The 21,011-nt window shown below is 58.2% G+C and carries 25 protein-coding genes; 13 read left to right on the forward strand and 12 right to left on the reverse strand.

Translation table 11 applies throughout. The annotated features are described in order from the left end of the window. A partial coding sequence (locus MR935_RS04020) for a hypothetical protein (RefSeq protein ID WP_290571271.1) occupies positions 1-361 on the forward strand: 361 nt, incomplete at its 5' end. A gap of 104 nt (positions 362-465) precedes the next feature. Further along, entirely contained in the window at positions 466-792 is a 327-nt protein-coding gene (locus MR935_RS04025) for a hypothetical protein (RefSeq protein ID WP_290571273.1), read from the forward strand. Positions 793-939: 147 nt separating this feature from the next. On the opposite strand, the gene MR935_RS04030 is transcribed toward MR935_RS04025, so the two are convergent. Next, positions 940-1,113 (reverse strand): hypothetical protein, encoded by a 174-nt coding sequence (locus MR935_RS04030; RefSeq protein ID WP_290571275.1) that lies wholly within the window; start codon positions 1,111-1,113, stop codon positions 940-942. 159 nt (positions 1,114-1,272) lie between these two features. On the opposite strand from MR935_RS04030, the gene MR935_RS04035 reads away from it, so the two are divergent. The 5 genes from MR935_RS04035 (at position 1,273) to MR935_RS04055 (ending at position 5,971) form a co-directional block, all read left to right on the forward strand. After that, on the forward strand, positions 1,273-1,764 hold the full coding sequence (locus MR935_RS04035) for a helix-turn-helix domain-containing protein (protein WP_290571277.1): 492 nt from the start codon (positions 1,273-1,275) through the stop codon (positions 1,762-1,764). 1 nt (position 1,765) lies between these two features. Beyond that, entirely contained in the window at positions 1,766-2,407 is a 642-nt protein-coding gene (locus MR935_RS04040; protein WP_290571278.1) for an ImmA/IrrE family metallo-endopeptidase, read from the forward strand. A gap of 758 nt (positions 2,408-3,165) precedes the next feature. Further along, on the forward strand, positions 3,166-4,707 hold the full coding sequence (locus tag MR935_RS04045; RefSeq protein ID WP_290571280.1) for a recombinase family protein: 1,542 nt from the start codon (positions 3,166-3,168) through the stop codon (positions 4,705-4,707). Positions 4,708-4,731: 24 nt separating this feature from the next. Beyond that, positions 4,732-5,034, forward strand: a complete 303-nt coding sequence (locus MR935_RS04050; RefSeq protein WP_290571282.1) for a hypothetical protein — start codon at positions 4,732-4,734, stop codon at positions 5,032-5,034. 169 nt (positions 5,035-5,203) lie between these two features. Continuing rightward, on the forward strand, positions 5,204-5,971 hold the full coding sequence (locus MR935_RS04055) for a CAP domain-containing protein (RefSeq protein WP_290571283.1): 768 nt from the start codon (positions 5,204-5,206) through the stop codon (positions 5,969-5,971). A 75-nt stretch (positions 5,972-6,046) separates the two neighbouring features. Here MR935_RS04055 and MR935_RS04060 read toward each other — a convergent pair whose 3' ends face one another. From MR935_RS04060 to MR935_RS04100, 9 genes are all read right to left on the reverse strand, one after another. Further along, positions 6,047-6,190, reverse strand: a complete 144-nt coding sequence (locus MR935_RS04060; RefSeq protein WP_290571285.1) for a FeoB-associated Cys-rich membrane protein — start codon at positions 6,188-6,190, stop codon at positions 6,047-6,049. 27 nt (positions 6,191-6,217) lie between these two features. Then, complete coding sequence (gene feoB, locus MR935_RS04065; protein WP_290571287.1) at positions 6,218-8,374, reverse strand: ferrous iron transport protein B; 2,157 nt, start codon at positions 8,372-8,374, stop codon at positions 6,218-6,220. 66 nt (positions 8,375-8,440) lie between these two features. Continuing rightward, positions 8,441-8,665 carry a FeoA family protein gene (locus MR935_RS04070; RefSeq protein WP_290571289.1) on the reverse strand — a complete coding sequence of 75 codons (225 nt, stop codon included), beginning with the start codon at positions 8,663-8,665 and terminating at the stop codon, positions 8,441-8,443. Between the two features lie 11 nt (positions 8,666-8,676). Continuing rightward, on the reverse strand, positions 8,677-8,886 hold the full coding sequence (locus MR935_RS04075) for a FeoA family protein (protein WP_290571291.1): 210 nt from the start codon (positions 8,884-8,886) through the stop codon (positions 8,677-8,679). Between the two features lie 329 nt (positions 8,887-9,215). Continuing rightward, a complete protein-coding gene (locus tag MR935_RS04080) occupies positions 9,216-9,779 on the reverse strand; it encodes a DUF3793 family protein (RefSeq protein WP_290571293.1) in 564 nt (187 codons plus the stop codon). A gap of 335 nt (positions 9,780-10,114) precedes the next feature. Next, positions 10,115-10,654: a nitroreductase family protein gene (locus MR935_RS04085; protein WP_290571295.1), complete on the reverse strand. Its 540-nt coding sequence runs from the start codon at positions 10,652-10,654 to the stop codon at positions 10,115-10,117. Between the two features lie 76 nt (positions 10,655-10,730). Then, positions 10,731-11,300, reverse strand: a complete 570-nt coding sequence (locus MR935_RS04090) for an HD domain-containing protein (protein WP_290571296.1) — start codon at positions 11,298-11,300, stop codon at positions 10,731-10,733. Further along, a complete protein-coding gene (locus MR935_RS04095; protein WP_290571342.1) occupies positions 11,297-12,625 on the reverse strand; it encodes a CCA tRNA nucleotidyltransferase in 1,329 nt (442 codons plus the stop codon). The genes MR935_RS04090 and MR935_RS04095 overlap by 4 nt, the downstream gene beginning before the upstream one ends. Further along, positions 12,625-12,837, reverse strand: a complete 213-nt coding sequence (locus tag MR935_RS04100) for a DUF896 domain-containing protein (RefSeq protein ID WP_290571298.1) — start codon at positions 12,835-12,837, stop codon at positions 12,625-12,627. Before MR935_RS04100 ends, MR935_RS04095 begins: the two co-directional genes overlap by 1 nt. 167 nt (positions 12,838-13,004) lie before the next feature. On the opposite strand from MR935_RS04100, the gene MR935_RS04105 reads away from it, so the two are divergent. From MR935_RS04105 to MR935_RS04125, 5 genes are all read left to right on the forward strand, one after another. Continuing rightward, positions 13,005-14,270: an O-acetylhomoserine aminocarboxypropyltransferase/cysteine synthase family protein gene (locus MR935_RS04105; RefSeq protein WP_290571299.1), complete on the forward strand. Its 1,266-nt coding sequence runs from the start codon at positions 13,005-13,007 to the stop codon at positions 14,268-14,270. A 76-nt stretch (positions 14,271-14,346) separates the two neighbouring features. Next, the gene (locus MR935_RS04110; RefSeq protein WP_290571300.1) at positions 14,347-14,802 is read left to right on the forward strand and encodes a GNAT family N-acetyltransferase; all 456 of its coding nucleotides are present in this window, start codon (positions 14,347-14,349) and stop codon (positions 14,800-14,802) included. A 47-nt stretch (positions 14,803-14,849) separates the two neighbouring features. Beyond that, positions 14,850-16,187, forward strand: a complete 1,338-nt coding sequence (locus MR935_RS04115; RefSeq protein WP_290571301.1) for an MATE family efflux transporter — start codon at positions 14,850-14,852, stop codon at positions 16,185-16,187. Positions 16,188-16,278: 91 nt separating this feature from the next. After that, the gene (locus MR935_RS04120) at positions 16,279-16,794 is read left to right on the forward strand and encodes an HD domain-containing protein (RefSeq protein ID WP_290571303.1); all 516 of its coding nucleotides are present in this window, start codon (positions 16,279-16,281) and stop codon (positions 16,792-16,794) included. Between the two features lie 175 nt (positions 16,795-16,969). Beyond that, on the forward strand, positions 16,970-18,199 hold the full coding sequence (locus tag MR935_RS04125; protein WP_290571305.1) for a M20 metallopeptidase family protein: 1,230 nt from the start codon (positions 16,970-16,972) through the stop codon (positions 18,197-18,199). 10 nt (positions 18,200-18,209) lie between these two features. Here MR935_RS04125 and MR935_RS04130 read toward each other — a convergent pair whose 3' ends face one another. Together MR935_RS04130 and eda are read right to left on the reverse strand one after the other, a co-directional pair. Continuing rightward, positions 18,210-19,235 (reverse strand): sugar kinase, encoded by a 1,026-nt coding sequence (locus MR935_RS04130; RefSeq protein WP_290571307.1) that lies wholly within the window; start codon positions 19,233-19,235, stop codon positions 18,210-18,212. 68 nt (positions 19,236-19,303) lie between these two features. Next, positions 19,304-19,948 carry a bifunctional 4-hydroxy-2-oxoglutarate aldolase/2-dehydro-3-deoxy-phosphogluconate aldolase gene (eda, locus tag MR935_RS04135; protein WP_290571309.1) on the reverse strand — a complete coding sequence of 215 codons (645 nt, stop codon included), beginning with the start codon at positions 19,946-19,948 and terminating at the stop codon, positions 19,304-19,306. 242 nt (positions 19,949-20,190) lie between these two features. Between eda and MR935_RS04140 the strand changes: the two genes are divergently transcribed. Further along, positions 20,191-20,967, forward strand: a complete 777-nt coding sequence (locus MR935_RS04140) for an alpha/beta hydrolase (protein WP_290571311.1) — start codon at positions 20,191-20,193, stop codon at positions 20,965-20,967. The last annotated feature ends 44 nt before the right edge of the window (positions 20,968-21,011 follow it).

Below are 21,011 nucleotides of genomic sequence, written 5' to 3' on the forward strand. Positions count from 1 at the left end.
ATCTCTTCCCGTGATGCATCACGGTAAGCATCATCTGCAATATGTACTGTCGCATGACCAAAATGATATGTTTTTACAATCGCCATCTGCGCCACCTCCTATGCGATCCTATGCGCTTACAGGCTTGTTTCTTGCCTGTCCACCTTTTAGTTTGTTGGATAAGTCCATACTCGGCATGGTAAGCGTAATCTACTCTCCCAACCTCGCCTTCCACTCCTCAACAAAATCCCAAGCCATCTCAGAAATCAAAGAATTAACACTCAACCCGCGCTCTTTTGCTATGGCTTTGAGTTCTTCAGACAGTGAATGCACAAGCCTTATAGAAATTCGTTTATACACCTTTCATCGCCTTCTTTTATGACATAAATTTTATGTCTATATAATAACATGACATATTTTTTATGTCAATTGATTTTCTCCAATTTTTATGGTATAAATTTTATGTCATTAAAGGAGGATAATTTTATGGCAAATGATATCTCTTTGACTATCCGGCTTCCTCATGAACTTAACACTCAGCTTCAAACTGTTGCAAAAGAACTCGGCATGACAAAAACAAATCTTCTGCGCTCTGCCATACACGATCTCCTAACCACAGATGATATTACTCTCGATTTTTCATCAACGCCCGGAATAAAAGACAGGTTTGTGCTGAATGTCAATCAGATAACTCATGATATCCTTGAATCTGCTTGCGAGAAGTATTCACAATCCATGAATGCGGTTGTTACTGCGGTAGGTGTTTTAGCTTTAGAACGCTCATCCAAATGGCTGCAATCAGCAAAGCCGTAACCGTTAATCCAGTTTGTTTTGATATTGCAACTAATGCTTCATGCAATTCAGCAGACAGGCGGACTGTTGTTTGCTCACCATCTCCCACGTTCCATTCACCTCCCACGAAACCGTCCTGTGCTTACAGGCTTGTTTCTTGCCTGTCCGCTATGCGCCTGCCCGCATATGATGGCACTCCTCATCGCTCATCAGAGCGACGCCTTGCATCATGTAGTAAAAGCGCTCTTTTTCCTTGTCAGGCAGCTTACGCGCCATCTGCGCAATCTCTGCCACATCGATTTTTTCTTCCCGGCTGATCTGCCGCACATCGCTTCTCAGCATTGCTATCACCTCACTGTTTCCTTATGCAAATTTCATAATTGATTTTTCATAATCACATATTATCAAATATGAAATATCATGTCAAGTTCTTTTTTGATTCTCTCTTGACTTTTTATTTCATTTTTGATAATCTGAAGCAAAGAAGTGGAGGTGTATACTTTGCAAGAACGTTTGAAAAGAATAAGAGAACATTTCGGAATGACACAATCCGAATTTGCAAAGAAACTCGGTATAGGGCAATCAACACTTGCCATGATGGAAGTGAGTAAGCGTGATATTTCGGATAGACATATTAAGACCATTTGTGCCATTTTTTCTGTGAATGAAGAATGGTTGCGGAGTGGCGAGGGCGAAATGTTCATTGCAACGGACAAAAGCATCCTCTCTAACCTTGCATCTGAATATGACCTTGATACGCTTGACCAGAAAATTGTCGAGTGCTATTTGAACCTTAGCACGCTCCAAAGAAAGGTCATAAAGGACTATTTGCGCGACCTTGTTGACGCGGTGCTTTCCGACGAAAACTACGAAGCATATCGGGCGGACTATATCAAAGAAAATGCCAGTATGACAGCTGCGCGCAGCGGCCATGCCGGCAATTTGGACGAACTGAGAGAACTGTACGACAGCGCCAATCAGGACGATAAATAAAGTGCACAGATTTTTGCAGACTACTGCATGGAGCTTTTTGCTCGATCAAAAGATTGCATCTCTACCGGTTGACCCATTCCGCATCGCGACGCAAAATGGCTGGAAAATATACACCTATGAAGCATTTGCAGCCGTTGTGGGCAAATCTGTGGCAGAATTGATTGCGCGGTACGAAAAGGACGGATTTGCGTTTTGTGCAAAGGGCGATGATACGTTTGTTATCTGCTATAATTCTGCCCTGCCGTTTTCCACTTGCCGCTGGACGCTGCTGCATGAAATAGCGCATATCCATCTGGGGCATATCAATCCACAAACTCCCATTATTTCTCGCGTTCGAACAGAATATCGGTCTCTACTTGAACAGGAAGCGCAAGGATTTGCGCGCCGTGTACTCTGCCCATCCATTGTGCTGCATCACTGCAAAGCGCATGAGCCTGACCAAATCATGCGCTTATGCGGTGTAAGCCGCGATGCGGCCAATTATCGGAGCAAATACCTTAAAAAACTCGAAACGCGAGGAATGTTTGGCGTCCATCCGCTTGAAAGAAAGGTTGAAGCGCAATTTGCGCCTTTTGTTCGCCGCTACCTATTGCGAGAAGCCAAAATACGCTCCTGTAACTTTTGGCGGAGATCCATCGCATAGCTAAAATAAACTGCGCAGCTAAAATAAAAAAAAACGGTCACCACGAGGGTAACCGGGTTTGACAAATCAATATAGGGCGGTTATAATTAGAAACAGAAAAGGGGCGCAGCCGGTTGACGGTTACTCCCTCAGACTATTGGTAAATGACCGCTAGTTTTGCGAGGACTGGGCGGTCATTTTCTTTTGCTTATCTGAAGAATCAGACCGGCAAAGGCTATGAGCATAATCGCAAACTGAATCAGCTCCGAATATGTAACCATAGCACCACCTCCCCTCCAAGGGAATGGTGGGAATAACCGCCAACCGCTGGCACGGCTGTGCCCATTGACAGGATAGCACACCATTCGGAAAATTACAAAGAAATCCCACACCAATGTTGGTATATCGGCGCGGAAAACTTGACAAATCAATATAGCGCGGTTATAATTAGAAACAGAAAAGGGGCGCAGCCGGTTGACGGTTATTCCCTTAGATAATTGTCAAGAAAATGACCGCTATCATGTAGGAGTGAGGGCGGTCATTTTCTTTTGCTTATCTGAAAAATCAGACCAGCAAAGGCTATGAGCATAATCGCAAACTGAATCAGCTCCGAATATGTAACCATAGCACCACCTCCCCTCTAAGGGAATGGTGGGAATAACCGCCAACCGCTGGCACGGCTGCGCCTGTTGACAGGATAGCACATCATTCGGAAAAATACAAGAGAATCCCCATCATCCGGGGATGCACTAAAATATAAGTATAGGGGGATGGTCTTAATGGCCGATAAATACTGCATTTACCTGCGCAAATCCCGCGCTGATCTTGAGGCCGAAGCACGCGGAGAAGCGGATGTTCTCGTCACACACCGTAAGAATTTGCTGGAATTAGCTGAATCACGTGGCTACACAATCGGAAAAATTTATGAGGAAATTGTTTCTGGAGATACAATTGCAGCGCGGCCAGAAATGCAAAAATTACTGCGTGAGGTAGAATCCAGAAACTGGTGTGGTGTGCTTGTGCACGATATTGAGCGCCTGGCGCGCGGAGACAGTATCGACCAAGGCATTGTCACACGAGCCTTTAAGTTTAGCAGCACCTATATCATTACGCCCGGAAAGGTGTTTGACCCTAATAATTATTATGATGAGGAGCATCTCGAGTTTGATCTTTTCATGTCGCGGCGGGAATACAAAATGATTAACCGCCGCCTACAGGCAGGACGTCAGGCCGGCGCGCGTGATGGCCGATGGTTGGGTGGCCCTCCGCCATACGGCTATGACAGTCAACGCCTGCACCGGGAAAAGGGCTACACTCTCGTACCCAATCAAGACGCGGATACGATACGTGCCATTTTCCAACTATATGTTGATGACCCTAAACTGGGTACTGTCCGTCTTTGCAATAAATTGAATGATCTGGGATACCGCTCGCCAACAGGAAAACTATTCAACGTCGGCATTATCAAGGATATCTTGAGAAATCCCATCTACGCAGGGTATGTTACATGGGGGCGGCGTGGATATGTTAAAACAGTCAAAGATGGAGAAATCATCTATAACTATCCCCGTCACAAAGAATACCCGATATATCGCGGGCGGCACGAACCGCTCATCACGGAAGAAGTCTGGAACGCAGCCCAAGAAAAGCTGAAAAAGCGCTCGTTTCCTGTTCCCCGCAGCAAAACATTGCAGAACCCATTCGCCGGCCTGTTGATCTGCGGTAAATGCGGACACAAAATGCAAGCCAGACCGCAAAGTGGAGGACAGTATATTTATTGCCATCATTACTGTGGTATGGTGTCTGCGCGCATAGATGAGGTCGAGAGCTCATTGATCTCCGCGCTAAGAAAATGGCTTGCAGACTATCAGGCTGCAAGCAAGTTACCAGTTCAATCTGAGCGAGAAATTGACGCGCTGGAAGCGGCATTGACGCGGCTCAATAACGATATCGCCGCAATAGACGAACAGCGCGCCCGCGCATTCGAACTGGTTGAAACGGGTGTCTATACCCCGGAACTGTTCAAAGAGCGCCAATCGCTGTTAACGGCTCGGCGTGACCGCATCGCGGACGCTGCCGCCCATACCAGAGAGGAGATTGATCGGCTGCATCGTGCCGAGCAAACGAAGCAAACACTTATCCCTCGTGTTGCATCGGTAATCAACACCTACGAAACAACCGAAAGCGCGCAGGAAAAAAATAGTATGCTCCGATCGATCCTCTCACGAATCGTTTACAGTAAAACGACCACTACAATGAGCGAAACAGGCAGCGATCTGACCCTAACGCTATATCCTGTAATTCCTGCTACGGATCACTAACAACTACGAGGTTATGACTGGATCTTGCCGTATATTGAAGGGCGCTCACGCGCACGCAGTCTGGGCAATGTGCAGGCAGTCGAACAGGCCATACAGGTGGGTGCGCCCATCCAGTATGACGAGACGGCACAGTCGCCGCATTACAACTACTGGCGTGAGCGCGCCGAGCACGAGGTCTGGTTCGAGGACGCGCGCAGCATCCGCGTCAAGTTGGCGCTCGCGGGCGAATATCAGCTGCGCGGTGTGAGCATCTGGAACATTATGCGCTACTTTCCGCAGCTTTGGCTGGTGCTGAACAACCTGTATCAGATTGAAAAGCTGCCTTAAAAATCGGGAAAATCGGCCGGGATATTCCAATTCCGTCCGATTTTTTACGGGTATTTACTGATTTTTCGAATATTTCCATTGCAAAACGGTTACAAAACGCACTATACTTTGGCTAACGGAGCAAAGCCGACCAGTTCTGCTCCGCAAACATTCCAAGGAGGCAAAACCCATGAAACTGAAAAAGCTCGCGCCGATCGCGCTGGCACTGACCGTCGCCACATCCACCGCCGCAGGCGCGGCAAACGTGCAGACGATCGTCAAATACTACGCTTCGTGCTCGATCCCCTCGCAGGCGCAGCAGCAGATCATCCAAAAGCTGTGTGAAAAGTTTGACTTCTCCTTCTGCGGCCAGCAGAACAACTGCCCGAGCGTAAAGCCGGATGAGACCCCGGATACCACACCGGACGAAACCCCCGACACCGCCCCGGATGAGACCCCGGACACCACACCGGATGAGATCCCCGACACCGCTCCCGACGAAACCCCGGACATCCCTCCGGTGACCGATTCGGAGCAGACACCGGACAGCAAACCCGAGCAGACACCCGACAACGACACCACGCAGGGCAACTTTGCCGCACAGGTAGCGGTACTGGTCAATCAGGAGCGCGCAAAGGCCGGTCTGTCTCCCCTGAAGGTGGACGCCAAGGTGCAGCAAGCTGCGCAGGTGCGCGCAAAGGAGACCGTGCAGTCCTTCTCCCACACCCGTCCGAACGGCACCTCCTGCTTTACTGCGCTGACCGAGGCGGGCGTGCAGTACCGCGGCGCGGGCGAGAATATCGCATACGGACAGACCTCACCCGAAGCGGTCATGCGGGCTTGGATGAACTCCGAAGGCCACCGCAAAAACATCCTGAACCCCAGCTTCACGACGATCGGCGTTGGCTACACCGTCGTAGGCGGCACGCCGTATTGGACGCAGCTTTTCACCTATTAAGCAGCCCTTACATTACACCAGCGTGAAAAACCGCCCCTCGCCTGCAGCCGTTTGGCTGCCGCGAGGGGCGGCTCGTTATTCTGAATGCTTATGGTCACAGTGGCAGGTGCAGCCCGCACAGCCACCCGGGCATTCTCCGTTTTTCACCTGACGGCATACCGTGCGCACCGCGAAAAACACTGCGGCGGCCAGCAGCAGGCAAATAATGATTGTTGCCAACACGAGCGTCAGCTCCTTTCTGTCATATCAACCGGCCTGCACGCTCATTCCGCGCAGACCCTCCGTTTTCGCCTCAGCAGGCTTACGGAACAGCAAATAAATATAGACCGCCAGAATGAGTATCGCCGCGACCGTGCCCGCGCCGAAGGCAAGCTCACCTGTCGCCAACCCCGCAAACTGGTAGATCATCAGCGACACGGTGTAGGCAAACACCGTCATATAGCCGATGGCAAACCAAGTCCATTTGGCGTTGTTCATCTCGCGCTTGATCGCGCCGATGGCGGCAAAGCAGGGCGCGCACAGCAGGTTGAACACCATGTAGGCATACGCTGCCACTGCCGTGTAATGCCCGGCAAGCTCACCCCAGATCTCGTCGCCCGCCTCGCTCAGCTCGCCTGTGAAGTGGAACAGCTGGCCGAAGGTCGCAACGACGTTCTCCTTGGCGACCAAGCCCGAAATGGCCGACACCGCGCCGCGCCAGTCGCCAAAGCCCAGCGGGGTAAACAGCGGTGCGATCGCATTGCCAAGGGCAGCAAGCAGGCAGTTCTCGATCTCCTCGACCGCGCCGAACGAGCCGTTTTCAAAGCCGTAGGTCTGCAAGAACCAAACAACGATCGTCGACAGCAGAATAATCGTGCCGGCCTTTTTGATGAACGACCAACCGCGCTCCCACATCGAGCGGAGCACGTTGCCGGCCGCCGGCACATGATAGGCGGGCAGCTCCATCACGAACGGCGCCGGGTCACCTGCAAACGCCTTGAATTTTTTCAGGATGATGCCCGACAGCACGATGGCCAAAATGCCGACCAGATAGGCCGAGAAGGCCACCCAGCCCGCGTTGCCGAAAAACGCACCCGCAATCAAGGCGATGATCGGCAGCTTGGCGCCGCAGGGGATAAAGCAGGTGGTCATGATGGTCATGCGCCGGTCGCGCGTCTGCTCAATCGTGCGGGAGGCCATAACACCCGGCACACCACAGCCCGAGCCGATCAGCATCGGGATAAAGGACTTGCCGGACAGGCCGAATTTGCGGAAGATGCGGTCCATGATGAACGCGACACGCGCCATATAGCCGCAGTCCTCCAGCACGGCCAGAAAGAAGAACAGCACCAGCATCTGCGGCACAAAGCCGAGCACCGCGCCCACACCCGCGACAATACCGTCAAGAATCAGGCTCATCAGCCAGTCCGCGCAGCCGACCGCTGTCAAAAATCCCTCGACCGCGGGCGGCACGATCTCACCGAACAGCACATCGTTGGTCCAGTCGGTCACAAGCGTGCCGACCGTGCTGACCGACACATAGTACACGATAAACATGACCAGCGCAAAGATCGGCAGCGCCAAAATGCGGTTGGTCACCACATGGTCGATTTTATCCGAGGTCGAAGCGCCCTTTCTTTTCTTCTTGACACAAGCGCCCACGATTTCCGCGATGTAGCGATAACGCGCGTCGGTGATGATGGACTCGGCATCATCGTCCAGCTCATCCTCGACCGCCGCGATGACTGCTTCCAGCTTATCGCGCGTATCCTGCCCAAAATGAAAGCGGGCAAGCACCTTTTCATCGCGCTCGAACAGCTTGATGGCAAACCAGCGGCGCTGCGCCGCCTCGGTCACATCGGCGATCATCGTTTCGATCGACGAAAGTGCGTTCTCGATCTCGTCCGAAAACCGGTGCAGCGGCGGCTGCGCCGCGCCGACCGCCGCCTGCTTGGCCGCGGCGATCAGCCCGCCTATGCCCTTGCCCTTGATGGCGGCGGTCTCGACCACCGGCACACCCAGCGCCTTGGACAGTCCCGCCGTGTCGATCACATCACCGCGTCCCTCGACAATATCCATCATATTGAGCGCCACCACCACCGGCATCCCCATTTCCAACAGCTGCGTGGTCAGGTACAGGTTGCGCTCGATATTGGATGCGTCGACCAGATCCATGATGCAGTCCGGCCGCTCACCCACCAGATAGTCGCGCGTGACGACCTCCTCCAGCGTATACGGTGAGAGTGAGTAAATACCCGGCAGGTCGGTGATGCGGACATCCTTATCCTCCTTCCAGCGGCCCTCCTTTTTCTCCACAGTCACGCCCGGCCAGTTGCCGACATATTGCGTCGCACCGGTCAGCGCATTGAACATCGTCGTCTTGCCGCAGTTGGGATTGCCGGCAAGCGCCAAACGAATCGACATATTATTTCCCCTCTCTTTGAATTAGCATGCGCTAACCCCTATGTAAATTTTTTCTTCCGGAACTGCTTACGCTTCGACGAGCACCATCTCCGCGTCGGCCTTGCGCAGGCTCAGCTCATAGCCGCGAACAGTCACTTCGATTGGGTCGCCTAGCGGCGCCACCTTGCGTACAAAAATCTCCGCCCCCCGGGTGATGCCCATATCCATGATGCGGCGGCGCACCGCGCCCTCGCCCTCGATCTTGCGGACGGTGACGGTCGCGCCCATGGGCGTATTTCTCAGGTTGTTCATGCTGCTCCTCCTTATACCATGATGCGGGACGCCATCGACTGCGACAGCGCAACGCGCGCATCGAGCACCTGCACGATCAGGTTGCCCGACAGCGAGGAGACGACCGAAACGCGCGCCCCTTCCACAAAGCCTAGGTTTTGCAGGAATTTTTTGGTCTGATCCTTTCCGCGAATCGTCTTGACCGTGGTCTCGATTCCGGCATCCATCATCGTCAGCGGCATAATAGCGCTCCTCTCCTTCTCCATTCAGTCCAACCGCCCCACGACGGGGTTAGGTCATTCTAACTGTGATAACGCTTGTAGTTTACTGCTGCTAACCTGCTTTGTCAAGCGCCCTGTAAAAGTTTTGTCGGATTGCCCAATCGCCGCACAGTTAGTTGTAGCTAATTTGACAAATGCCCCAGCAAGGAGGAAGCCCGCAGCCGTGTTCCGTCGGCTGCGGGCTCATGTTGAGGTTTGGGGTTTGCACCCCGGACAAGAAAGGATACTTTGTATCATAACTGCGGCTTATCACCGCAGATACGACCGATAATAGGTTGATTTGGGCAGCCCTATGCAACAGCGAACACCTCAAGCAGCGTTTCACCCTGCTCGATGCGCTTTGTCACCGCGCGGCATACCCGCTCCAAGCGGTCAAACAGCGCGGCAGCGGCTTCGGCATCGCCGTACACCTTCCAGTAGCCGCACAGCTTGCAGCCGCGCCCGGCATTGCGGATAAAGCCCACCACGTCCTCAATCGGGTAGCCGAGAAACAGCCCAATCTCATGCGGAAAGCTGCCTCCCTGCGCCATACGTCGCTTAAGCTGCCACAGCAGCGCCTCCAGCGGCTGCCCGGGCGCATAACCGAATGAGCGCAGCATACACCGCACATCCGCTTCACCCAACCGGCGCGCCAGCCGTGCGCGGTGATAGACAAGCAGCAGATACCGTTCCCGGCAGGCGCAGACGATCTCGAAGCGCACACCGCGCGGCGCAAACGCCGTGCGGTAATCGCGCAGCCGCCGCGGCAGGTCGGGATAGAGCGTGCGGTCGCACGAAACAAGGCTTGCGGGCTTGAGCCCCGCCAGCGTCGGCGAGCAATAGGCGGCGAGCAGCCGATCCAATTGATTTCTCACGGTCTCAATGCACCTCCTGCCCTGTATTCTTTGCAATGCGACAATCTTTATCCGCTCACCGGACGGCGCGGCCGCGGTTAGCCATACGGCCGCGCCGATGAGCGGAGCTTCAGCCCTCACGATGCGCAAAATAACAAGGAGTCATGTTTTTGCCGCGCTGCCCACCCGCGTGTGGGCGAACGAGCCGCCCGGCTGGTTGGTATTTGGTAAGCATCGGCTAACCTATGTATAGGTTAGCACAGACTAACCATCTTGTCAACCCTTTTTCAAAAAATTATGTCATGGCTGCGCGCTGCAAAAAGGCCGGGCACTCGCCCGGCCTTTTTGCCTGTGTTTTACCGGAAGGATACCAAATCGTCCACGCTTTTACGCTTGGGGCACATCGGCTCCTCGGCGGGGTGGCCGATCGCCAGCACTGCCGCGACCTCCTGCCCTTCCGGGATGTCCAGCAGCGCGGCGGTCTTGTGGTCATCAAAGATGCCCATCACGACCGTGCCGAGTCCGAGCGCGTGGGCGGCAAGGCAGAAGGTCTGCACAGCGATGCCCGCGTCGAACGACTGCCAGTGCGTGCCCTTTTCGGTCGAAAAGCTGCCGTCACGCTCAAAGCCGGAACGGCCGGTCAGCATCGTGACAACGATGAGCATCGGCGCGCTGCGCGCCGACTTCTGGTTGAACGCGAAGTCCATCATGCACTCGTCAGTCAGATGTGCCTTCTGCTCGTCATTGAGCACGATATAGCGCGCGATCTGGGTGTTCTTCCAGCGCGGCGCATAGGCTGCGGCGGCAACGATCTGCTCGATCTCCTCCCTCGTGACCGGCTGCTCGGTAAAACGCCGCACGCTGCGGCGCGTTTTGATACATTCCAATGCTTCCATCGTTAGAATCCTCCCTTAACATTTTTGTCTTTTTATTGCGGCCGCCGCGCTGCGTCAGCACGGCGAAGGCGCTCTTTCATTCGCTGCGGCTCTCGTGTAAGTAGGTCGCTTCGAGGTCGGACAGGTGCAGCTTGACCGCGAGCGGATACTTCTCATAAGCGTGCGCGATGGCAAACGAGCCGGCACGCGCAGCATCGTCAAAGCCGCCCATGTGCCAGCGGATGGCGACAGCCTCCTCCGTGCGCAGCCGCATGAAGCGCTCGATGAGGAATACCGATTTTTCACCATGGCCATAGGGAAACTGATCGTCCACCGTGTATACCGGCACGCGCTCCCATTCGCCATGCTCATTTTTGCGGTTGCGCAGCTCGGTCTTGTAGAAGCCTGCCTTGCACACATCGTGCAGGATGGCTGCGATCGTGCAGCTTTCGAGATCATCTGTCTCGGGGTCATAATGCTTGGCGCGCAGCACATGGTATACGTTGAGCGAATGGTCAAGCAAACCGCCCGCATAGGCCGCATGAAAGCGGGTGGACGCGGGGGCAGTGAAAAAATCGGTCGATTCCAGCCACGCGAGCAGCTTATCCGCGCCCGCGCGGTGGATATTGCTGTTGAATATGTCGATAAATTGCTCCTTTGGGGTCATTTTCTCTCCTCCATTCGGGCGCGGGCGAGGGCAAGCAGTGCCCCGGCCGTGTTTTCCGTCGTTTGGTCAACCACCGCGTCGAGCAGCGCACGCAGCATCTCGCCCACCGCGGGGCCGCGCAGGCCGAGTGCCAGCATATCTCTGCCGTCCACGGCCAGCTGCCGCAGCGATAAGCAGGCATCCGCCGCGAGGGTTTGGTTCAGCAGCGCCTCGGTCTCCCACAGCGCGCCGACGTTGTCCGGGTGCGTACCCTGCCCGACCGCGTCTCCCTTTTTGATTGCCAGCAAACGCCGGAAGTTCGTCTCACCAAGCTGGGTCAGCCGGCGGCGCACCAGCTTGGCGCTGTCGCCTAACGGGCGGTCGTGCTGCTCAACCAGCAGGCCGATCTCGTCCTGCTCCTGCCCCGAAAAGCGCAGGCGGCGCAGTAGCCCCGCGGCGATCGCCCGACTGACGTCGGGGTGTCCGTAAAAATGGCCGATTCCGCTTTCGTCTACCGTCTTGCAAGCCGGTTTGCCGCAGTCATGCAGCAGCATCGCCCAGCGCAGCACAGGCTCGGCCGCCACCTGCCCGACTGCGCGGACGCTGTGCTCCCACACGTCGTACAGGTGGTGCGGGTTCTGCTGGGCGCAGGCATACATGGGGCGCAGCTCGGGCAACACCGTAAACAGCACATCGGCATACTGCATGAGCGCGCGGCAGGCAAAGCGGCCGCACAGCGTTCCGGTCAGCTCGGTGCGCACCCGCTCGGGCGCGATGCACGCCAGCCGCCCCTGCTGCCGCCGCATAGCCGCGGCGGTTTGTCCCTCGACCGCAAAGCCAAGCTGCGATACAAACCGCACCGCGCGCAGAATGCGCAGCGCATCCTCGGCAAACCGTGCGTCCGGGTCACCCACCGCGCGCAGCACGCCGCGCCGCAGATCGTCCCGCCCGCCAAAGGGGTCACACAGGCCGCGCTGTGGATGCCACGCCATCGCGCCGGCTGTAAAGTCTCGCCGGGCAAGGTCGTCCTCCACACAGCGCACAAAGCGCACGCTGTTCGGATGCCGTCCGTCGGCATAATCGCCGTCCGCACGGAAGGTCGTGATCTCGACCGGGCCGTCCGCAGTCAGCAGCGTCAGCGTGCCGTGCCGCAGGCCGGTCTCCAGCAGCCGCGCGCCCGCAAAAACGGCCTGCATCTCCTCCGGACGCGCGGCGGTGCACAGGTCGAAATCGTGCGGCGTGCGCCCCATCAGGCTATCCCGCACGCAGCCGCCAACCGCCCACGTCTCATACCCGGCGCACTCGAGCGTATCCACTGCACGCGCCACATACGCGGGCAGGCGCATCAATGCCCGCCCTTCTTCTGCTTGAGCCTGTATGAAGTGCCGTCCGGGTTGAGCACGACCGTATTGTCCAGCTGCGCCTTCAGGCTTGCGCGAAAGCCCGCGATATACGCGGCGCGCAGCGCTTGCTGCTCGGCCTGTTCGTCGGCAGTCAGGCCTTCGGCCTTGGCCTTTTTCGCCAGCGCGTTGATGCGCGCGATCTTTTCCTCGGTCATAGACGCTTTCCCTCCGTATTTTTCAAGCTGCCCCTATTATAGCAGATTGCCGGGGCAAAGTCTACCGAAATCGGAGACACCTGCGGCGCGTGTGTGTTTCCCGCCTTGACCCACCCTTTTTCGCGTGATAGAATGTCAGTATCACTCATCCAAAAGGAGCCTATATCATGAAGATCGAGACGCAATGCCTCCACGCGGGCTATACGCCCGAAAACGGCGGCCCGGGCGTAATGCCCATCGTGCAGTCGACCACCTACCGCTTCGATTCGACCGCCAAGATCGCCGCGCTGTTCGATATGCCGACCGAGTTCATGTACTCGCGCTTTGCCAACCCGACCTGCGACGCGGTGGAAAAGAAGATCGCGGCGCTGGAGGGCGGCGCGGCGGCCATGCTGACCTCGTCCGGTCAGGCGGCCAATCTGCTGGCCATCCTCAACCTGTGTGCGGCGGGCGACAGCTTCATCGCCGTCTCCACCATCTACGGCGGCACGATCAACCTGTTCGGCGTGACGCTCCGGCGGCTTGGCATCGAGTGCATCTGGGCAGATGCCGAGGCCGACGAGGCTGAGATCCAAAAGCTGTTCCGCCCAAACACCAAGGCTGTGTTCGGTGAAACGCTCGCCAATCCCGCGATGTCGGTATTCGATATCGAAAAATGGGCGAACATCGCGCACAAAAACGGCGTGCCGCTGCTGATTGACAACACCTTTGCCACGCCCGTGCTGTGCCGCCCGCTCGAGTGGGGCGCGGATATCGTCATCCACTCGACAAGCAAATACATGGACGGCCACGCCGTGCAGTGCGGCGGCGTCATCGTCGACGGCGGCAAATTCGACTGGGCGGCTTCGGGCCGGTTCGCAGACTTTACCGAGCCGGACGAAAGCTACCACGGCGTGGTCTATACCCGCGAGTTTGGCCCGCTGGCCTACATTATCAAGGCGCGCATGCAGCTGATGCGTGATTTCGGCTGCTATCCGGCCGCGCATTCGGCCTTTCTGCTCAACCTCGGGCTGGAGACGCTGCCCGTGCGCATGAAGCAGTATTGCGCAAACGCCCTTGCCGTGGCCGAGCACCTGCAAGCGTCGGACAAGATCGCCGCGGTGCGCTATCCCGCCCTGCCGGACGACCCCTATCACGCGCGCGCGCAAAAATACCTGCCGCTCGGCGCTTCTGGCGTGCTGTCGATCGACATTAAGGGCGGCCGCGCACCTGCCATGCAGTTTATGGACAGCCTGAAGCTGGCCTGCAACGAGGTGCACGTCGCTGATATCCGCACCTGCGTGCTGCACCCGGCCTCCGAGACCCACCGCCAGCTGACCGATGCGCAGCTGGCCGCCGCCGGCATCGAGCCGGGGCTGGTTCGTATATCGGTCGGCCTTGAAAACGTCGAGGACATTCTCGCTGACCTCGATCAAGCGCTTGCGCAGCTCTGATCCCGCCGCATAAAACCACCACAGAAAGGGACGGCAGCCATATGCCGTCCCTGTTTTACCAAAGGAGAACTTCGTTATGCTGATTCGCCAGATCCAACCGTCCGACCGCGACTATTTCCTCCAAAGCGTGCACGCCTTTTATCATTCCCCCGCCGTCGACCATGAGATTCCCGCACAGAACGCCGCGCGCACCTTTGAGCTGCTCATGCACGGCACGCCCTATGCGGACTGCCTGATCGCCGAGGATGAGACCGGCGCGCCCCGCGCCTATTGCTTGCTGGCGCTGACATGGTCGAACGAGGCGGGCGGCCTGTGCGTCTGGCTGGACGAGCTGATGGTGGACGACGCGCTGCGCGGCCAAGGCATCGGCAAGAAGCTGATCGCCGCCGTGCACGAAAAATACAACACCGCCGCGCGCTACCGCCTTGAAGTAACCGCGGCCAACCCGCGCGCCGCCGCGCTTTACCATCTGCTCGGCTTTGAAGCACTGCCCTACGAGCAAATGGTGCTCGATACGCCGGTCACCCTGTGATACGCGAAACGGCGCGTCCCCCAGAATCAGAAAAGCGAGGTGCGCTCATGGCTTCGGAAAACAAAATGGGCACCATGCCCGAAGGCAAGCTGATCGTCACGATGTCCTTTCCGATCATGCTGTCCATGCTGGTGCAGGCGCTCTATAACATCATCGACAGCGCCTTTGTCGCACGCATCAGCGAGGACGCGCTGACCGCAGTCTCACTCGCCTTCCCGGTGCAGCTGCTGATGATCGCCTGCGCGACCGGCCTTGGCGTCGGCATGAACGCGTTGCTCTCCCGCCGTCTCGGCCAGCACAAGCAGGCTGCGGCCGACGCGGCCGCGATGAACGGCATATTCCTGTCGGTCTGCTTCTGGCTGCTGTTCGCAGTGCTCGGGCTGCTGCTCGGGCGGCGCTTTATCGCGGCCTTTACCGATGTGCCCGCCGTGGCCGAGATGGGTGCGCAGTATGTCACCATCGTCACAGCCGCCTCGTGCGGGGTGTTCCTGCTCTTCGCCGCCGAGCGGCTGATGCAGGCGACCGGCAACACGGTTCACCATATGGTCACGCAGCTCATCGGCGTGGCGCTCAACTGTATCTTTGACCCGTTGCTGATTTTCGGCCTTGGCCCCTTTCCCGCCCTCGGCACGGCGGGTGCAGCGCTCGCTACCGTATCCGCGCAGATCATTGCCATGCTGATCGGCTTTTCCATCAACATCCGCTTCAACCGGGATATCCACCTGCGCCTGCGCGGCTTCCGCCCGGACAAGACCATTCTGTGCGAGATCATCCGCATCGGCCTGCCGGCCGCCTTTCAGCAATCGCTGCTCAGTCTGCTCACCATATGCATCAACCGTATCCTGATGTCGTTTTCGCAGACCGCCGTCAACCTGTATGGGGTATATTACAAGCTGCAAAACTTCCTTTATATGCCGGTTTACGGCCTGAACAACGCGCTTATCCCAATCGTTGGCTACAATTTCGGCGCGGGGCGGCATGACCGCATCCACCGCGTCACACGCCTTGCGCTGCTGCTCGCGCTCGGCATCATGGCGGCGGGCACGCTGCTGTTTGAGGCGCTGCCCGTGCCGCTGCTGCGGCTGTTTGACGCATCGGACACCATGCTCGCCATCGGTGTGCCCGCCATTCGCCTGATCGCGCTGTCGTTCTGCCTTGCGGGCGCGTCAGTCATCCTGTGCGGCTGTATGCAGGGGCTTGGCAAAAGCGGCGCATCGCTGGCCGTCGCGCTGCTGCGGCAGCTCATCGTCGTTGTGCCGGCCGCGCTGCTGCTCGCACGCATCAGCCTGCGGGCGCTGTGGCTGGCCTTTCCGCTGGCCGAGGCCGTCGGCCTTGCCGCCGCGCTGGTGCTGTACCGGCGGGTGACAAAACGCCTGTCCCCCTGAAGCCGTTATTAAAAATGTTACAATTTACCCCTTGTTTTTCGCCGCGCCGGGGCATACAATGAAAGCAGCTTCAAGGAAAGGGATGATACCAATGGGCAGCGAATTCGAACAGCTTGCGGGGGATATCCTGTCCCACCCGAAATTTCAGCAGCTGCGCGGTTTTGTCCACCACGGGGCGGAAAATTCGGTGTACGACCATTCGGTCTCCGTGGCAGAGGCGGCTTATAGCATCGCCCGGCGGATGCGTCTGTCCGCGGACGAGACCGCCTCGGTCGTGCGCGCGGCGCTGCTGCACGATTTCTTCGGATACGATTGGCACGGCGACCGCTTTCGCCGGTATTTGCAGCATTTTTCCGGCCTGCGCCGCTTAGCGCGGATGCACGCCTTTGTGCACGGCCATATCGCAGCGGATCGCGCCCGCGTCTGCTTCGGCCTGACCGAGCGCGAGTGCGAAGCCATCGCGCGCCACATGTTTCCGCTCAGCGCCATGCCGCGCACCCGCATCGCATGGATCATCACGCTGGCCGACAAGCTGGTTGCCTCGCGCGAGATGCTGGCCGCCGTCGGCGGCTATATGTCCCGCGCCTACCGCAAGGTCTTTGCCTGAAACCAACAATGCCGCCGTCCGGATGCGTCTGTCCGGGCGGCGGCGCGCTGTTTGCAGCATCCGCCTTGCGCCCCATTCATCAGAATAAAAAAGTGGGGCATCCTACCCTTGGCAGGACGCCCCGCTGATCCATTACATTGTGGAGCGGATATCAACAAAACAGGAGGTCATAAATATGACGACCGAACAACTGCTGCGGGAGGCCGAGACGCTCGGCAGCAGCATCGTACAGCAGCGGCGCACGCTGCACCAAAACGCGGAGACAGGCTTTGACCTGCATGACACGCTGGCCTTTGTCAAGGCCGCACTACAAGAGAGCGGTCTTGCGCCGGTCGACTGCGGCCGGGCAGGCTGCACCGCACTCGTGGGCGGCAAAAAGCCGGGCAAGGTGTTCCTGCTGCGCGCGGATATGGATGCCCTGCCCATCCGGGAACAGGCCGAGGTGGAGTTCGCCTCGCAAAACGGCCGGATGCACGCCTGTGGCCACGATATGCACACCGCCATGCTGCTGGGCGCGGCCAAGCTGCTCAAGGCGCACGAGGACGAGATCGAGGGCACAGTCAAGCTGATGTTCCAGCCCGCTGAGGAGATCTTCGAAGGCTCGCACGACATGATACAAGCGGGTCTGCTGGAAAATCCCAAGGTGGACGCGGCTCTGATGATCCATGTGATGGCGGGTATGCCCTTTCCGGCGGGCACGGTCATCGTGTCCGCACCCGGTGTCAGCGCGCCTGCGGCCGACTATTTTACCATCACGGTGCAGGGCAAGGGCTGCCACGGTTCGATGCCCAACACCGGCGTCGACCCGCTGACCGCTGCAGCGCACATCCTCATCGCCTTGCAGGAGATCAGCGCGCGCGAGCTGGCTATGGGTGAGCGCGCCGTGCTGACGATTGGCACGATGAGCGCCGGCAGCGCCGCAAATGTCATCCCGGACAGCGTGACCATGGGCGGGACACTGCGCACCTTTGACGAGGACGCCCGCGCCTTCATCAAACAGCGGATGAGCGAGATCGCCGCCGGCGTCGCCGCGAGCTTCCGCGCCGAGGCCACTGTCTCCTTTGGCAGCGGCTGCCCTACACTGGTAAACGACGAGGCGTTGTCTGCCTGCTGCGAGACCTATGTGAAAGAGCTGCTCGGCGCGGACAAGGCGCTGTCCGCCGCCGAGCTCAGCAAAATGGGCGGGGATGGCAAGACCGCCAAGCCCGCAGGCTCAGAGGATTTCGCCTATGTCAGCCACGCCGTTCCCTCGATCATGCTGGCGCTGGCCAGCGGACAGCCCGAAAAGGGCTACCGCTATCCGCAGCACCATCCGATGGTCACGTTCGACGAAAGCGTGCTGCCCAGCGGCAGCGCGGTGTACGCCTATACGGCACTGCGCTGGCTGGCCGACCACAAGGCGTAGCCGCGCACGATCAGCGCTGGATGCGGCCCGAGCCGTCGCCCGCGGCCAGCTTTTCGACCTCGTCCACAGTGACCATGTTGTAGTCGCCCTCGATGGAGTGCTTGAGCGCGGAGGCCGCGACCGCGAACTCGATTGCCTGCTGCGTGCTCTTGCCGGTCAGCAGTGCGTAGATCAGGCCGCCGCCGAACGAATCGCCGCCGCCAACGCGGTCAACGATGTGCAGCGCGTATTGCTTGGAAAAGCAGTATTCACCGGACGCGGCATCGTACAGCATGGCGCTCCAGCCATTGTCAGATGCGGAGCGGGACTCGCGCAGGGTGATGGCAACCTTTTCAAAGCCAAACTGATCTGCCAGCTGTTTGGCAACCGATTTGTAGCCCTCGCGGTTCAGCTCACCGGCGTAGATATCGGTCGCTTCGGCCTCGATGCCGAACACGTCCTTGGCATCCTCCTCGTTGGAAATGCACACATCGACATATCGGCACAGGTCGCTCATCGCGGCGCGCGCCTGCTCGCGTGTCCACAGCTTACTGCGGTAGTTCAAATCGCAGGATATTTTGACCCCGTGTGCCTTGGCGGCTATGCAGGCCGCGCGGCAGATATCAACGAGCTGACCACCCAACGCGGGCGTGATGCCAGTAAAGTGGAACCAATCGACACCCGCGAAAATGGCATCCCAATCGAAGTCGGCGGGCGCCGCCTGCTGGATAGCGGAATGGGCGCGGTCGTAAATGCAGACCGAGCCGCGCTGGGACGCGCCCTTCTCGTTGAAGTAAATGCCGACGCGCTCCCCGCCGCGCACGATCTTGCTGGTATCCACGCCATAGCGGCGCAGCGAGTTGACGGCAGCCTGACCGATCGCGTGCGCCGGCAGCTTGGTGACGAACGCAGCATCCATGCCGTAGTTGGCAAGCGAAACGGCCACATTGGCCTCGCCCCCGCCAAACGAGAACGCAAGGCGGTCGGCCTGCACAAAGCGCTCATAGTTGTACGGCTGGAGACGAAGCATCAGTTCGCCAAAGGTTACGATTTTCATAGGAATAGCTCCTCCATTGCGTAGTTTATGGTCATTTTTCGCCCGCCTGCCGCGGACGGACGGTGCGCTCAGCGTCCCCGTGCCTCCTTGACGGTCTCGACTGACCGGATGCACAGCGCGGTGATCTCGTCCCACCTGCCGTTTTCAATCAGCTCGGCGGTGACCATATACGAGCCGCCGCAGGCCACGATCATCGGCTGCGCCGCATAATCGGCCAGATTGTGCAGGCCGATGCCGCCGGTGGGCATGATTTTGAACATGGGAAACGGCGCGGCCATGGCCTTGAGCTTGGCGATGCCGCCGGACTGCTCGGCCGGGAAGAATTTGAGCACCTCAAGGCCCAGCTTGTAGGCGGCGTGGTAGTCGGTCGGTGTGGTGCAGCCGGGAAAAACTGCCACGCCGCGCGCACGGCAGTGGTCGACCAGCGCGGCATCCATACCGGGTGTGACGATGAACTGCGCGCCGGCGGCTACGGCCTCGTCGATCTGCTCGGTGGTCAGCACCGTACCCGCGCCGACGAGCATCTCCGGGCAGTTATCCCGCATCAGCTCGATGGCCTTGGCTGCGCCCGCTGCGCGGAAGGTCACCTCGGCCACCGGAACGCCGCCCGCGATCAACGCCTTGGCAAGCGGAATCGCGTCGCGCGTCGGCTCGCTGAGCTTGATGACCGGCACGATGCCGATCGACTGTATTCTTCTCTCAATTTCATTCATGGCGGACTTCCTCCGTGTTTGGTATTGCGTATGATGAAATATCGTTCTGTCAGATCCATTGCTGCTCTTAATTATAAGGGTTTGCCGTCAGATTGCAAGGGATTTTCTTGAACATTTTGTGCATATTACACATTGTTTTCTGGATAAAATCCCATAAATATGAAACAAAGTGGCATTATATAAAAACATGCTGTTCATGGCAGGCGGACGGGTGCGTCCGCCGCGCGGAAAGGAGCACCTCCATGCCGGTATCCTGCCCCATCGGACTGCCGCACGGCAGGCTGACATACTTCCCCGCCGCTGCACCGGCAGGGCGACCTGCGCTTATCCTCTGTCCCGGCGGCGGCTATGCGTTTTGCTCTATTCGGGAGGGCGCGCCCGTGGCGCGCGCGTTCAGCCGCGCAGGCATTGATGCCTTTGTACTCACCTATGACTGCGCGCCCACGCCCCTTGGCCGCACACCGCTGCACACCCTGTCCGCCTGCGTGGCATGGGTGCGCGGGCAGGCCGCGCGGCTGGGCATCGCGGCCGACCGCATCGCCGTGGGCGGATTTTCGGCGGGCGCACACCTGGCGGGTACGCTAGGCACGGTCTGGAACCGCCCGGCGTGGTTTCCGCCCGACACCGACCTTGCCGCGCACCGGCCGAACGCGCTGGTGCTGTGCTACCCGGTTGTCTCGGCGGGCGCATATGCACACCGCGACAGCTTTGTACGGCTGGCAGGCAGCGACCGCGCCGCACAGCAGGCGTTTTCGCTTGAAGCCTTGGTGGACGCGGATACGCCGCGTACTTTTCTATGGCATACGCTGGACGATGCGACTGTGCCGGTCGAAAACACGCTGCTGCTCGAAGCTGCGCTGCGCCGCGCGAGCGTGCCGCATGAGTTGCATTTGTTCCCGCACGGCGTACACGGGCTTGCGCTGGCCGATTTTGAGACCTATGACCCTGCCCGCGGCCGCCTGCCCGACCGGCATGTCGCCCGGTGGCAGCAGCTGTGCGCCGAATGGCTGAAGGAATAAGGCCGCTTGTCCTGCACACGGTATTTTCCCTCCTCTGCAAAAAA

It is taken from the genome of Agathobaculum sp. (genome assembly GCF_022775115.1).
Lineage (GTDB): Bacteria > Bacillota > Clostridia > Oscillospirales > Butyricicoccaceae > Agathobaculum.